Origin of the sequence: Providencia vermicola, assembly GCF_020381325.1 — a bacterium.
GTDB lineage: Bacteria > Pseudomonadota > Gammaproteobacteria > Enterobacterales > Enterobacteriaceae > Providencia > Providencia vermicola.
In genome coordinates, this window is the sequence record NZ_JAGSPI010000001.1 from 356679 (window position 1) to 369750 (window position 13072).

Genomic DNA, 13072 nt, shown 5'->3' on the forward strand with positions numbered 1-13072 from the left:
TATTAAAGGCGGAAAAAAACTCCCAACAGCACGTCCTAATCGTATCAACGAAGAGATCCGTGCAACCGAAATCCGTGTCACTGGTTTAGACGGTGAGCAACTTGGCGTCATGAGCGTGCGTGAAGCACTCTTTAAAGCAGAAGAAGCGGGTGTCGACTTAGTCGAAATCAGCCCAAATGCTGAGCCGCCAGTTTGTCGTATTATGGACTACGGTAAATATCTTTATGAGAAGAGTAAGTCTCAGAAAGAACAAAAGAAAAAACAAAAAGTTGTTCAAGTGAAGGAAATTAAATTCCGTCCAGGAACAGATGAAGGTGACTACCAAGTTAAACTGCGTAGTTTAATTCGCTTTTTGGAAGATGGTGACAAAGCTAAAGTTACGCTACGTTTTCGTGGTCGTGAAATGGCACACCAACAGATTGGTTTGGAAGTGCTTAATCGCATCAAAACTGATCTGGATGAACTGGCATCAGTGGAATCATTCCCTTCAAGAATTGAAGGACGCCAGATGATCATGGTATTGGCACCAAAGAAAAAATAATTAAGCCAGTATAGTAATAGTTAAACAGCGTTCATTTGAACGCTGTTTAACGTATTTTTTAGTAATATGAGGCGATTTTTCGCATGCTCGTGGCGTTTTTTCGAGTGTAAAATTGGTAGTTTAGACCCTCCTAAGATTAAAAATCTTACGCAAAAGCTAAGTTTTCAAATATGTTAGCGTGATTTATTTCAAGATTTACTTGAGTAATCGGACAATAAGCATTAAAATCCGCGGTCGAATCATATTGTCGATGGCTTAGAGAGCCAAGACAAACAAAGAATATCGTATGCACGTTAAGTTTTAACAACATAACGGGTGTATTTGCTTGAGAGAATATGCAAATCTCTTTACCCAGTTGGAGGAATGAAGTATTAAAGGCGGAAAAAGAATCCCAACAGCACGTCCAAATCGTATTAACGATGAAATCCGTGTTCCTGAGGTCCGTTTAACAGGTTTAGACGGTGAACAGTTAGGCATTATGAGCGCACGTGAAGCGCTTGAAAAAGCTGAAGAAGCAGGTGTAGACCTCGTTGAAATCAGTCCAAATGCTGAGCCGCCAGTTTGTCGTATCATGGACTACGGCAAATTCCTTTATGAGAAGAGCAAGTCTCAAAAAGAGCAGAAAAAGAAACAAAAAGTTGTTCAGGTGAAGGAAATTAAATTCCGCCCTGGTACAGATGAAGGTGATTATCAGGTCAAACTACGCAACCTGATTCGCTTTCTGGAAGATGGTGATAAAGCAAAAGTCACGCTACGTTTTCGTGGTCGTGAAATGGCTCACCAACAGATTGGTCTGGAAATGCTTAACCGCATCAAAGCTGATCTTGAAGAACTGGCATCTGTGGAATCTTTCCCTTCAAGAATTGAAGGTCGTCAGATGATCATGGTGCTGGGACCGAAGAAGAAATAATTAGGCCTGCAAGTAATACGCATTCATAGCAATATGGTTGTTATTCGCCTAATTAATTCGTAGTTAATCACAATGCGAAGTTGGAAATTAAAGAAATGCCAAAGATTAAAACTGTACGTGGCGCAGCAAAGCGCTTTAAAAAAACTGCAGGCGGTGGCTTTAAGCGTAAGCATGCAAACCTTCGTCATATCCTGACTAAAAAGTCAACTAAGCGTAAACGCCATTTACGTCCGAAAGGAATGGTATCTAAAGGCGATCTGGGTCTGGTAGTTGCTTGCCTGCCGTACGCATAAGTAGACAATTTAGTTAATTAAGATAAAAGACGATAGGAGATAGCTATGGCTCGCGCAAAACGTGGTGTAATCGCACGTGCACGTCACAAAAAAATTCTGAAACAGGCGAAAGGTTACTATGGTGCACGTTCACGTGTTTACCGCGTAGCGTTTCAAGCGGTAATCAAAGCAGGTCAATATGCTTACCGTGACCGCCGTCAACGTAAACGTCAGTTCCGTCAACTGTGGATCGCGCGTATCAACGCAGCGGCTCGTCAGAACGGTCTGTCTTACAGCCGTTTCATCAATGGCTTGAAAAAAGCTTCAATTGAAATCGACCGTAAGATCTTAGCAGACATCGCAGTTTTCGATAAAGCAGCATTCACTGCTTTAGTTGAAAAAGCGAAAGGCGCTTTAGCTTAATTGTTTGCTTGAAAGGGGGAAGGTAACTTCCTCTTTTCATTTATAGTTATTTGTGTTACTACTTTAAAATACAATTTTATTGGAAAGTTATCACATGCACGTTGTTATTTTTCGTTTCTTTTTTTACTTTAGCACCTGAGTTTCGGGGGCTTTTTTGCGTAAATAAAGAAGAAACGAAAAGTTACGCTAAAGCCTCCTTAGGGAGGCTTTTTTGTTTTTAGTTTAAGATTAAATGCAGTAAAATCAGTTAAGTACTCATCCATAATGTAATGGAATGTGGTGCTTAATAAATTTAGTGAATAACTAGCAAAAAGACCAAGTGGTCATAAAGGGGAAACAATGCCACATCTCGCTGAGTTGGTTGCACAGGCAAAAGCAGCCATTGAACAGGCCCAAGATGTTGCTACGTTGGAGTCAGTGCGTGTTGAATTTTTAGGCAAAAGCGGCCATTTCACACTCCAGATGAAAACGTTGCGTGATCTGCCTGCTGATGAACGTCCAGCAGCAGGGGCTGTGATAAATGAAGCCAAAGTACAGGTTCAAGATGCACTGAACGCCCGTAAAGATGCGATGCAAGCAGAGATTCTTAATGCGCGCCTTGCATCTGAAAAAGTTGATGTGTCACTACCTGGGCGTCGTATGGAAAATGGTGGGTTACATCCTGTTACCCGCACAATTCAGCGAATTGAAGAGTTTTTTGGCGAGTTAGGTTTTTCCGTAGAAACTGGCCCTGAAATCGAAGATGATTACCATAACTTTGATGCATTAAATATTCCTGCGCATCACCCAGCACGTGCGGATCACGATACGTTTTGGTTTGATGCAAAACGTCTGCTACGTACCCAGACCTCTGGTGTGCAAATTCGTACTATGAATGGGCAGCAGCCACCAATTCGTATTATTGCGCCTGGTCGCGTCTATCGTAATGACTACGACCAAACGCACACACCAATGTTCCACCAAACAGAAGGTCTGATAGTTGATAAAGATATTAGCTTTACCAACTTAAAAGGTACATTGCATGATTTCTTGAATAATTTCTTTGAAGAAGAAGTTCAAGTGCGTTTCCGTCCATCTTATTTCCCGTTTACTGAGCCTTCAGCCGAAGTTGATGTAATGGGTAAAAACGGTAAATGGCTGGAAGTATTAGGCTGCGGAATGGTACACCCAAATGTATTGCGCAATGTAGGTATTGATCCAGAAGTTTACTCTGGATTTGCATTCGGTATGGGAATGGAGCGTCTGACAATGTTACGTTACGGTGTTTCTGACCTGCGTGCATTCTTCGAAAATGATCTTCGTTTCCTCAAACAGTTTAAATAAGGCGGGTTTATCTCATGAAATTCAGTGAACTCTGGTTACGCGAGTGGGTGAACCCGGCGATCAGTAGCGAAGCATTATCAGACCAAATTACTATGGCTGGCCTTGAAGTTGATGGCGTTGAAGGCGTGGCAGGTGAATTTCACGGCGTTGTTGTTGGTGAAGTGGTTGAATGTGGTCAGCACCCAAATGCAGACAAACTACGTGTGACAAAAGTCAACGTGGGTGGTGAGCGTTTATTAGATATCGTTTGTGGTGCCCCGAACTGCCGTCAAGGCTTAAAAGTTGCGGTAGCAACAGTCGGCGCAGTATTACCTGGTGACTTTAAAATTAAAGCCGCTAAATTACGTGGTGAGCCATCTGAAGGGATGTTGTGCTCATATTCAGAGCTGGGTATTTCAGATGACCACAGTGGCATCATTGAATTACCACTCGATGCAACCATTGGTACCGATATCCGTGAATATTTAAAATTGGATGATAATGCGATTGAAATCAGCATTACACCAAATCGTGCAGATTGCCTAAGCATTTTAGGGGTTGCACGTGATGTGGCGGTTATCAATAAATTAGAATTAACTGAACCTGCAATTAATGCAGTTCCAGTGACCACGAAAGACACTTTCCCAATTCGTGTTGAAGCGCCAGAAGCCTGTCCGCGTTTTGTGGGCCGTGTAATTAAAAATATCGATGTTTCTGCACCAACGCCGTTATGGATGAAAGAGAAACTACGCCGTGGTGGTGTTCGTTCTATTGATGCGGTTGTTGATATCACCAACTATGTCTTATTGGAAATGGGGCAACCACAACACGCCTACGATTTAGACCGTTTAGACGGTGCTATTGTTGCGCGTATGGCGAAAGAGGGTGAAAAACTGGTTCTGCTTGATGGCAATGAAGCTACGCTAAAATCAGACACACTAGTGATTGCGGATGAGTCTAAAGCACTGGGTATTGCGGGTATTTTCGGTGGCGAGCACTCAGGTGTGAACACAGAAACGAAAAATATCCTATTAGAATGCGCATTCTTTAATCCACTGTCGATTACTGGCCGTGCTCGTAACTATGGCTTACATACTGATGCATCACACCGCTTTGAGCGTGGTGTAGACCCAGAGCTGCAATTCAAAGCGATTGAGCGCGCCACAGCGTTGATTGTAGATATTTGTGGTGGCGAAGTGGGTGAGATCATCGATGTCACTAGTGAACAGTATTTACCAAAAGCGGCAAATATCAAACTAACTCGTCATAAATTAGACCGTTTAATTGGTCATTTTATTGAGGACAATTTAGTTACCGATATTTTAACTCGCTTAGGATGCAAAGTGACTGTTTCGGAAAACACATGGAATGTTGTTGCTCCGAGCTGGCGCTTCGATATGCAAATTGAAGAAGATTTAGTCGAAGAAGTTGCACGTGTTTATGGTTACAACAGTATTCCTGATGTGCCATTACGTGCAGACCTCATTATGACCAATCATAAAGAAGCCAATTTGCCATTAAAACGCCTTAAAGCGATGTTAGTAGATCGTGGCTATCAAGAAGCGATTACGTATAGCTTTGTTGATCCGAAAGTACAGGCTTTATTGCACCCAGCACAAGAAGCATTGCTGTTACCAAACCCAATTTCAGCGGATATGTCAGCGATGCGTTTATCGCTGTGGACTGGCTTATTGGGGACGGTTGTCTATAATCAAAATCGTCAGCAGAACCGAATTCGTTTATTTGAAACGGGCCTGCGCTTTATTCCTGATAATCAAGCAGAATATGGAATTCGCCAAGAACCTATGCTTGCAGGTGTGATCACGGGCAATAGATTTGAAGAACATTGGTCATTAGATAAACAAGTTGTTGACTTCTTTGATTTAAAAGGTGATCTTGAAGCTGTTTTTGAATTGACTGGGAAACTAAATCAAATTACATTTAAATCTGAGGCACATCCTGCGTTACATCCAGGCCAAAGTGCTGGGATTTATCTGGAAAATGAACATATTGGCTTTATTGGTGTTGTTCACCCAGAATTAGAACGTAAACTCGATTTAAATGGTCGTACGGTGGTGTTTGAGGTTCGTAGTGATGCGATAGCACAACGTGTCATCCCTGAAGCTAAGGCGATTTCACGCTATCCATCGAATCGCCGTGACATCGCTGTGGTCGTGCCAGAAAATGTAGCTGCTGCAGAAGTTTTAGCAGAGTGTAAAAAAGTTGGCATAAATCATATAGTTGGCATAAACTTGTTTGATGTGTATTGTGGTGAAGGGATAGCGGAGGGTTATAAGAGCCTTGCTATCAGTCTCGTCTTCCAAGATACCCAGCGTACGATGGAAGAAGAAGAGATTACCGCTACCGTTGATCTGTGTGTTGCTGCGTTAAAACAGCGATTCCAAGCCTCCTTGAGGGACTAAACCTATGGCGCTTACTAAAGCTGAAATGTCAGAAAATGTGTTTGAAAAATTGGGTGTTAGCAAACGTGATGCTAAAGAACTTGTCGAAACCTTCTTTGAAGAGGTTCGTCTTTCTTTAGAAAACGGTGAGCAAGTAAAATTATCTGGATTCGGTAACTTTGATTTACGTGATAAAAATCAACGTCCCGGACGTAACCCAAAAACTGGGGAAGATATTCCAATTACTGCACGACGTGTTGTTACCTTCCGCCCAGGCCAAAAATTAAAAAGCCGCGTGGAAAAAGCAACACCAAAAGAGTAATCATATCAATTCAATTTGGTATAGAAAAAGACCGCCTAGGCGGTCTTTTGTTTTTGGGCAATCATCTGTTTTATAAAGGGATTTATAAGGCGCCATCCATATTACATCCACATGTAACCCATCTTTAGCATTAGCCCCTTGCTAGAAGGGTCTTTAATTTGTTTAGTTTATTTATAAATTAAGATAAGAGGCGCTAATATTTTTTGTATTAGCACCTAATAGAAGTAGGTTGTTTATGAAAATATCTTGTACTTATAGCTACTATTTGCTGATAGTCAATCACATAATAATGCTTTTAAACAATTAAGTATCAAAGAGTAGCTGTTCTAGATCCTTTAAACCATTTTGTGACTGTTCGTTTAAATGCGCCTCTAGTTGGTCATAATAATTTAGTAACCCTCGGCCTAAAGGTGTTAAAACGGAACCACCTCCTTTAGTCCCACCCGATGAAGCAATGACTACAGGCTTGCCTATTCCTTTATTTAATGAGTCAATTAAAAGCCATGCTTTTTTATATGGAATATTGATATCTCTAGCGGCAGCTGATAAAGAATGAAAGCCATCAATAGCACGTAACAGATCAATTTTTCCTGGTCCTATGGAAATGTTGTCATTGACATATATTCTTGGCCTAACCAGTAGACTATTTGCTTTTTTTGTTTTAACCATAATTTCTCATCTTGTTTCATTGAAAGTGTTTTATTTTTTTGTGTGTTTAAATGTTTTAATTGCAGATATAAGAAGAATTAAACCTAATAAAGTGGTTAATATGTCGACAGGGATAATTCCAAGCATTAACCCACCAATAGCGGCACCAATAATTGAACCAACAACCATCCACCAAAATAAGAGTTTTTCATGTTTTAACACATTAAAAGCAGCTGCATTACTATATCTTGAAAAACCAACAATCATTGTCGGTAGGCTAATCATAAGTGATAAGCTGCCAGCTAACTTAATATCTGCACCAAAGAGAATAACAATGGTAGGGATAAGTAATTCACCACCTGCAACTCCTAGTAGAGCCGCAACTATACCAATAAAGAACCCTGCAACAACTCCTGCAATAATAGTTGCAGTGCTTCCCTGAAAAAGCCCCCCAGCATTGCCATTTAGTGGTACCCATGCCTCTGATAGCATAACAAAAGCAAGGAGCACGAGCATAGTAAGAATGATGCGATCTAACCAAAGCCCTGCCATTTTAATTGCTTTACCTGCTGCCCACCAAGCACCTATTAAGCTTCCTGCTAAAAGGTTAATAACAATATCGGAATGTTCCATTAGTTCATTGATTGATATTGAATTTGTTCTAAATATTAGTGCTACAGTAACAACAATTAAACTCATTGCTTTGTTGAAAATGACGGCTTCAAGTGTTGGTATTTTAAAATAGCTAACTAATACAGGGAGACGAAATTCAGCCCCACCCAAGCCAATTAAGCCACCGATCGCCCCAATAATCGCACCTGTAAAAAAGCCTTTTTTATTTCTTTTTTTTTCTAAAACCATACTTTCAACCCCGTTATGTCAAAATTGACATGACGAGGTTACCACTAAGGTGGTTTATTCGTAAAGAAATTGAATGGTTTTATTGGATGTATATATCATTATTATAATAGGCTATAGCGTGAATGATGCTTGCTTTGAATGAGCTGCATGGGGGAAACAGGCTCTATTAAGCTTGGCTTACAGATTATCTTAGTAACAGACTCGTGACTTACAAATGTGGTACCACAATTAATATTCTGGCACTGGTTATAACGTTCTTTGGTTTCAGAAGAGACTTGGTAGGAACTACGGGTATGAGCAGAAAAACCACAAAGAGGACAATTCATCATGATGTTGTACCTTTTGTCATGATGTTGATGTTACCTAAATTATATCATGTATATCCATACAGTCTAAAAAATTATTCATCAGCGATATCCAAATCCGAAATCTTAACCTCCAACTCCAAAGCTGAAGTAAAGCCACTATCATTCAATGAATGGACTATTAGCGTTAGCGTCCAATCTGCATTATCAATTTCAGGCTTAAACCCACTGACTGTGATCGGCATTTCGGGGTATAGCTCCGCACGGCCTACCGCCAGTTGAATTGAGAATGAAGCCACACCACGTTGAATTTTTTCCCATTGGGCTTTTGCTGCCCGAGCTACATTTTCTTTCATGGCGTAAGTATGGGAAAGTATCAGGACATTCCCTTGCTCCCCTGCTAAATATTCCCCTTGTTTTTCTTTTGGCTCTGCTGGTCTAGCTGGCTTTTTGCTTTTTTGCTTTCGCTTTACAGTGACTTCTTTCTGCTGTTTGGCAACGGCTATTCCTGAGAACGTGGGCGGTTTTGGTGATGTCGAAAAAGCCGCAAAGGTGTTTGTGCGTAATGAGTTGATGCCTTTGCAAAGTAAGATGATGCAATTGAATGATTGGTTTGGCGGGGAGATTATAAAGTTTGATAAGTACTCGCTGGACTTGGACGACGAATAATATCACTCGTAAATTCAATGATGCCGCCCACTGAGGCGGTATTTTTTTGCCCGTAGGTAGTGCGATGCCCTAAATAATAATAACACCCCACTGTATTATACCAAACCTATCTCACCAAGACGAATTCGCCAGAAATCTCGCCCATCAAATGGCGGTTTAAACGCACCATACGCCACCACAACGCACGCAAAAATAATTGCTACTTAGTTATAGAAAATTGAATTTAACGCCGTAACGGCTCGGAGATTTTGCGGACGGATATTTAACAATAAACACCTCGCCGCGCAATCATAGCCCCGCCACGCCTGCCCACTAAATAGGTCGGTTTTCATGCACCTGCAAGAGATCGTCCGAACCGCACCAGTGGTAGTGCCTTGCTCGGGTAACGATCCTTTTTTGATCTTGCGGATTTGGGCGAGAAATTGCACCTCTATGTTATTTATGTAAAATTAAAACTTACTAAAACTACAAAATTATTTTTTCTGTATTGATTATCGTTTATCAATGTTTTAATTTACATTAATTAATGTGTGCTAGCATGGTTGTTTTTAATAAAAAGAACGAGGAATAAAATGTTTTCATTGTACTTATCGGGGTTGTCAGTTTTTTTTGTTGTTATTCTTTTTATTAAGATTTTTACAGATGCTAATAAATACAAAATATTGACTGCTAAAGTCACAAATGTTGAACGTCAATATATAGATGTAATAACTATACTTAAAGAAAGAGAAAATCAACTCTATCTATTAAATCAACAGATTGAGTATCAGCGTGAACTTATTTTGAAATTCGAAAAATGAATTAAATAAGATAAAACCTTAGTTTTTAATTAAAAGGTCGTCTTTAAAAAACACTTGATTGATGGATGCAAGAATGATTGAAATAAAAAGTGTGGAGTTAGGTTTAATTCGAAATTCTGAATTAAAAGAAAGAGCAACTAGAGCTCAAAGTGGGCGGAGCACAGAATACATTGCTTTTTTTAATAATATTGAAGTTGGTTTATTATCTTATGAGAATTGGAGTGAAAAATCAGAGGGGTTTATTTATGAAATCTTTATTCTACCAGAGTATAGAAACAATGGAGTGGGAAATCATTTTCTCGAATTTTCTGAATGTAAGGCCAGAGATTTAAAATGTAAAAAAATAATTTTAGATCCAAATCCATTTGATCACACAGTGACACTTGAGTTTTTGATATCTTGGTATGAAAAGCATGGTTATAAAAAAGACACTACAGGCGCTAATAAAATGTACAAAGAAATTACATTACTAATAGATGAATAAGCCAAAACTACTTTAAACGTAGGGTCTTGCAAGGGCGAACGATTTTTATTGCTCTTACAAAGTGGTGCTGAAGATGTCTGATTTAATACAGATATAATTGGATCTATATTACGCGAAAAATATTAAAATATAAAAGGGATTATTTTTATGAGCATTTTACCTGTACAGCCTAATTTCAATGATGGTTTCACATCCGAAAATGATATTTTTGGACGTAAGAAGTTATACGAACAAATTAAAAACATAGTATCGATGTCTTCTGATGAAAGTATTGTTTTAGGCCTAGATGATGACTGGGGAAACGGTAAAACATCGTTTGTGAAAATGGTTGAAGGCGAAATAGCCAAATATGAATCTGATAATATCAACGTTATCTATTTTGATGCTTTCAAAAATGATTACCAATCTGACCCTCTATTGGCAATGATTTCATCAATTTATTCGATGATAGAAACAAAAACCAACAACACAAAATTTAAAGATAAATTTCTTGATGTTAGTAAAGCAGTCGCATTTAGTATGTTCAAACATACACCTAAAGCACTTATTGGTTTTTTGTCGGCTAAAATAATTTCCAATGAAATGTATGATGGTATCAGAGATTCAGCAACAGAGGCATTATCAGAACCCCTAGAAAAATATATTGAAGATAAAATAGGGGGCGCTAGTAAAGAGATTACTGAGATTGAAAATTTTAAGAGAACACTTGAAAGTATATATGAAGTCACCAATAAAAGAACACTATTTATTATAGATGAATTAGATAGAGCTAAACCTGATTTCTCATTGGGTATAATAGAAAAGGTAAAACATCTTTTTGATGCAAGAGGTTTTTGTTTTTTACTGGTTATGAATAGAAAACAATTTGAAGAAACTATAAAAGTAACATATGGGAATATTAATACATCAGTCTACTTAAATAAATTCATTCACATGTGGTTTAAATTACCAATACTTAAACCAAGTAAAATTATAATACAAAACTCAGAGTTTATTGCTTCTGAGTCATTCAATATATTTAAACGATATATTGAATGTTATATTGGTAACGAGTATATTTCTGATGTTCTATCTTATTTATTGGTAAAAAATGATTTTTCTTTGCGTGAAGCAGAGCGTTGTATCTCTCTATTGAAATTATGTTATAACCGAGAAAGTAACGATAGAAAGTATATGTTTGAAGCATATGCGATATCATTGTTAGTTTTTTTAAGAATAAAAGACTATAGTTTGGTAGTTGATTTTTTACATAAAAACAAATCTCAAGATAAAATTAGAGAACTAATAAATATTAGCGGGAATAATGATAATATACGTTCTAGTATTCTTTCCCTTATCTCATATCACTATTTTGACTCATTGTATCTCGCAAATACTTTTGACCCAAGCCCTAATTCAATATATTTCAATAAGGAATTTGATTCTATTCAAAAGGAAATTAAAAGTTTTATTTTGCAAAGGAATGAACTTGCAGGATGTAAACGTGATAATTGGAAGCTTTATCTTTTTGAATATTATTTTGAGAGAATGGAAAACATAGAAATAGAATAGGAAATCCTGAATTTAAGCCGCTGGTTTGCGGCTTAATATTTACTAATATTCATCGGTGGTGTATTTATTGTCAATCTATACGATGAGGAAAGTTAGTAGTACTAATCGTAACGAAATAAACCAGAAAGGAATAATTAAAATAGCCTTCCAAATGATAAAAATAATCATCCCATCGCTCATCTATTTTCCTCTCAATTTATTAATTCTGACCAGTGCATCATCACATCGCTTCCGATGTTTATTACTGATAGACACTTTTTGTGCTTGTAACTCTTGTTTTTGTTGCTTTTTCCCATCCTCGTTTAAACTTAATCTCAACTTACCTCCATCAACTTTTATAAAATGCAGTCCATCACTTACGCCTAAACCGTTAATGAACATGGTTTCAATCTGTGTAATATCGAAATTAATGCCGACTTCGTTGGCAAAATTGATAATTTCCGACTGAATTTCCTTATCGACCTCACTTACTTCAATGTTTGAAATCTGTCTTTGTTGATTTCCCTGTGATATTCCGCTCTCAGTGGCGTTTTGAGCATCCGTTTCTATAAACGCAAAACCATATTCCTGAATGTTGCATACTTCACCTGAGCCGTGCTCAGGCTCGTAAAATTGCACATCTGATAGATTAGATGTGACCTGCGATCTACAGTTATTGAGAGGACTCCGAGTCGCTCCGCTGTCGCTCCGCTGTCGCTCTTTAAAAGATCAAAATCAACGTCAACGGCACTTTTCTTGACGATTTGATATTTTCTTTCACGGGTTTTAAGCACTGGGGCATCTGCTTTAAGCTGATGGTAAACACCAACAACCTTTTGAACCTCTTCGCCATACACATTCACGTCACTGACTTCACGGGCAACACGGATAGTTTCTTCTCTTCGTCGAATACATGGGCCACCTTGTGACATGATGTATTCATCAAATTTACCTTGGTCTGCGGCAGCCCTAACACGCTCGGCAACATCACCAAGCTTGTCAGCAATAGATACACCATGAGGCAAGCGGCGGCATTCACGGTACGCGCCTTTAGAGGGAAGCTTATAGAATTGAAATTGTGGAATGCGCCACGTAGACGCCCACGCGGTCACGGCTGCCGCCATGCTTTTTAAATCTTTGCCTGTTTCGTGGTCTACTTCACCATCAAGGGCATACCCATCGATATTTTTTGCAATATATTTCGCGATGTAACCTACGGCACCGCCGCGGTTCATATGTTTACACTCAAATCGGTATTTTTGTGCGCCCGCTTCTTTACCATCTTCTTTCAGGGCACGTTTGCGCATGATATCAATGGCTTTTGCACGGCTGGCTTTATCAACAAAAAGCAGCATGTGCCAGTGTGGAGTACCGTCATTATGTGGCTCAACAACACGAACACCGTAAATATTGATATTGTTATCATTGAAAGCGGAACGAATGCGCGACCACACTTTGACTAAATAACGCTGCCCGTCTTTTGGCGTGTAAGCCTCATCTTTCCATTTATGATTGAGCACAGCGTGCAAATCGCTTTTATTTTTACCTTTGCGTTGCTTTGTCGGGTGGTACTTTGACGGGCACGTCAGCGTGATAAACATCC

At 39.0% G+C, this 13072-nt stretch carries 15 protein-coding genes, 2 pseudogenes and 1 other annotated feature; of the genes and pseudogenes, 11 read left to right on the forward strand and 6 right to left on the reverse strand.

Features of this window, described 5'->3' with window-relative positions:
- Position 1 precedes the first annotated feature (1 nt).
- The 8 genes from infC (KDJ85_RS01615) (at position 2) to ihfA (ending at position 6172) form a co-directional block, all read left to right on the forward strand.
- Complete coding sequence (gene infC / locus KDJ85_RS01615) at positions 2 to 541, forward strand: translation initiation factor IF-3 (protein WP_206084385.1); 540 nt, start codon at positions 2 to 4, stop codon at positions 539 to 541.
- 370 nt (positions 542 to 911) lie between these two features.
- Positions 912 to 1451 carry a translation initiation factor IF-3 gene (gene infC, locus KDJ85_RS01620; RefSeq protein WP_206084392.1) on the forward strand — a complete coding sequence of 180 codons (540 nt, stop codon included), beginning with the start codon at positions 912 to 914 and terminating at the stop codon, positions 1449 to 1451.
- Positions 1452 to 1546: 95 nt separating this feature from the next.
- Positions 1547 to 1744: a 50S ribosomal protein L35 gene (rpmI, locus tag KDJ85_RS01625; protein ID WP_004263702.1), complete on the forward strand. Its 198-nt coding sequence runs from the start codon at positions 1547 to 1549 to the stop codon at positions 1742 to 1744.
- A gap of 45 nt (positions 1745 to 1789) precedes the next feature.
- On the forward strand, positions 1790 to 2146 hold the full coding sequence (gene rplT, locus KDJ85_RS01630) for a 50S ribosomal protein L20 (RefSeq protein WP_004263714.1): 357 nt from the start codon (positions 1790 to 1792) through the stop codon (positions 2144 to 2146).
- A gap of 88 nt (positions 2147 to 2234) precedes the next feature.
- Positions 2235 to 2362, forward strand: a sequence feature (Phe leader region).
- Positions 2241 to 2285, forward strand: a complete 45-nt coding sequence (pheM, locus tag KDJ85_RS19270) for a pheST operon leader peptide PheM (protein ID WP_225818351.1) — start codon at positions 2241 to 2243, stop codon at positions 2283 to 2285. (Overlaps the previous feature by 45 nt.)
- A 123-nt stretch (positions 2363 to 2485) precedes the next feature.
- The gene (gene pheS, locus KDJ85_RS01640; protein WP_048606990.1) at positions 2486 to 3469 is read left to right on the forward strand and encodes a phenylalanine--tRNA ligase subunit alpha; all 984 of its coding nucleotides are present in this window, start codon (positions 2486 to 2488) and stop codon (positions 3467 to 3469) included.
- A 14-nt stretch (positions 3470 to 3483) separates the two neighbouring features.
- On the forward strand, positions 3484 to 5871 hold the full coding sequence (gene pheT, locus KDJ85_RS01645) for a phenylalanine--tRNA ligase subunit beta (protein ID WP_225818209.1): 2388 nt from the start codon (positions 3484 to 3486) through the stop codon (positions 5869 to 5871).
- Positions 5872 to 5875: 4 nt separating this feature from the next.
- On the forward strand, positions 5876 to 6172 hold the full coding sequence (gene ihfA / locus KDJ85_RS01650; RefSeq protein WP_206084012.1) for an integration host factor subunit alpha: 297 nt from the start codon (positions 5876 to 5878) through the stop codon (positions 6170 to 6172).
- A 303-nt stretch (positions 6173 to 6475) separates the two neighbouring features.
- On the opposite strand, the gene KDJ85_RS01655 is transcribed toward ihfA, so the two are convergent.
- From KDJ85_RS01655 to KDJ85_RS01670, 4 genes and pseudogenes are all read right to left on the reverse strand, one after another.
- Positions 6476 to 6841, reverse strand: a complete 366-nt coding sequence (locus tag KDJ85_RS01655; RefSeq protein ID WP_225818210.1) for a winged helix-turn-helix domain-containing protein — start codon at positions 6839 to 6841, stop codon at positions 6476 to 6478.
- A gap of 30 nt (positions 6842 to 6871) precedes the next feature.
- On the reverse strand, positions 6872 to 7681 hold the full coding sequence (locus KDJ85_RS01660) for a sulfite exporter TauE/SafE family protein (protein WP_225818211.1): 810 nt from the start codon (positions 7679 to 7681) through the stop codon (positions 6872 to 6874).
- A 101-nt stretch (positions 7682 to 7782) separates the two neighbouring features.
- On the reverse strand, positions 7783 to 8010 hold the full coding sequence (locus KDJ85_RS01665) for an ogr/Delta-like zinc finger family protein (RefSeq protein WP_225818212.1): 228 nt from the start codon (positions 8008 to 8010) through the stop codon (positions 7783 to 7785).
- A gap of 71 nt (positions 8011 to 8081) precedes the next feature.
- Positions 8082 to 8468, reverse strand: a pseudogene (locus tag KDJ85_RS01670) (phage late control D family protein); the annotation flags it as partial.
- 22 nt (positions 8469 to 8490) lie between these two features.
- Here KDJ85_RS01670 and KDJ85_RS01675 point away from each other — a divergent pair.
- The 3 genes and pseudogenes from KDJ85_RS01675 to KDJ85_RS01685 all read left to right on the forward strand — a co-directional run.
- A pseudogene (locus KDJ85_RS01675) lies at positions 8491 to 8655 on the forward strand (capsid portal protein); the annotation flags it as partial.
- Between the two features lie 873 nt (positions 8656 to 9528).
- Positions 9529 to 9939 carry a GNAT family N-acetyltransferase gene (locus KDJ85_RS01680; RefSeq protein ID WP_217008259.1) on the forward strand — a complete coding sequence of 137 codons (411 nt, stop codon included), beginning with the start codon at positions 9529 to 9531 and terminating at the stop codon, positions 9937 to 9939.
- Positions 9940 to 10086: 147 nt separating this feature from the next.
- On the forward strand, positions 10087 to 11490 hold the full coding sequence (locus KDJ85_RS01685) for a KAP family P-loop NTPase fold protein (protein WP_217008260.1): 1404 nt from the start codon (positions 10087 to 10089) through the stop codon (positions 11488 to 11490).
- A gap of 180 nt (positions 11491 to 11670) precedes the next feature.
- Here the strand turns inward: KDJ85_RS01685 and KDJ85_RS01690 are convergent, their stop codons facing one another.
- Positions 11671 to 12108, reverse strand: a complete 438-nt coding sequence (locus KDJ85_RS01690; protein ID WP_225818213.1) for a hypothetical protein — start codon at positions 12106 to 12108, stop codon at positions 11671 to 11673.
- Positions 12036 to 13070 carry a replication endonuclease gene (locus KDJ85_RS01695; protein ID WP_263974609.1) on the reverse strand — a complete coding sequence of 345 codons (1035 nt, stop codon included), beginning with the start codon at positions 13068 to 13070 and terminating at the stop codon, positions 12036 to 12038. Before KDJ85_RS01695 ends, KDJ85_RS01690 begins: the two co-directional genes overlap by 73 nt.
- Between the last annotated feature and the right edge of the window lie 2 nt (positions 13071 to 13072).

What these genes read in the sequence shown, in the direction of transcription:
- rplT (WP_004263714.1), top strand. Translation starts at nt 1,790, where the DNA reads ATGGCTCGCGCAAAACGTGGTGTAATCGCACGTGCACGTCACAAAAAA.
- pheT (WP_225818209.1), top strand. Translation starts at nt 3,484, where the DNA reads ATGAAATTCAGTGAACTCTGGTTACGCGAGTGGGTGAACCCGGCGATC.
- KDJ85_RS01680 (WP_217008259.1), top strand. Translation starts at nt 9,529, where the DNA reads ATGATTGAAATAAAAAGTGTGGAGTTAGGTTTAATTCGAAATTCTGAA.
- KDJ85_RS01655 (WP_225818210.1), bottom strand. Translation starts at nt 6,841, where the DNA reads ATGGTTAAAACAAAAAAAGCAAATAGTCTACTGGTTAGGCCAAGAATA.
- rpmI (WP_004263702.1), top strand. Translation starts at nt 1,547, where the DNA reads ATGCCAAAGATTAAAACTGTACGTGGCGCAGCAAAGCGCTTTAAAAAA.
- KDJ85_RS01685 (WP_217008260.1), top strand. Translation starts at nt 10,087, where the DNA reads ATGAGCATTTTACCTGTACAGCCTAATTTCAATGATGGTTTCACATCC.
- KDJ85_RS01660 (WP_225818211.1), bottom strand. Translation starts at nt 7,681, where the DNA reads ATGGTTTTAGAAAAAAAAAGAAATAAAAAAGGCTTTTTTACAGGTGCG.
- ihfA (WP_206084012.1), top strand. Translation starts at nt 5,876, where the DNA reads ATGGCGCTTACTAAAGCTGAAATGTCAGAAAATGTGTTTGAAAAATTG.
- KDJ85_RS01695 (WP_263974609.1), bottom strand. Translation starts at nt 13,070, where the DNA reads ATGTTTATCACGCTGACGTGCCCGTCAAAGTACCACCCGACAAAGCAA.
- pheS (WP_048606990.1), top strand. Translation starts at nt 2,486, where the DNA reads ATGCCACATCTCGCTGAGTTGGTTGCACAGGCAAAAGCAGCCATTGAA.
- KDJ85_RS01665 (WP_225818212.1), bottom strand. Translation starts at nt 8,010, where the DNA reads ATGATGAATTGTCCTCTTTGTGGTTTTTCTGCTCATACCCGTAGTTCC.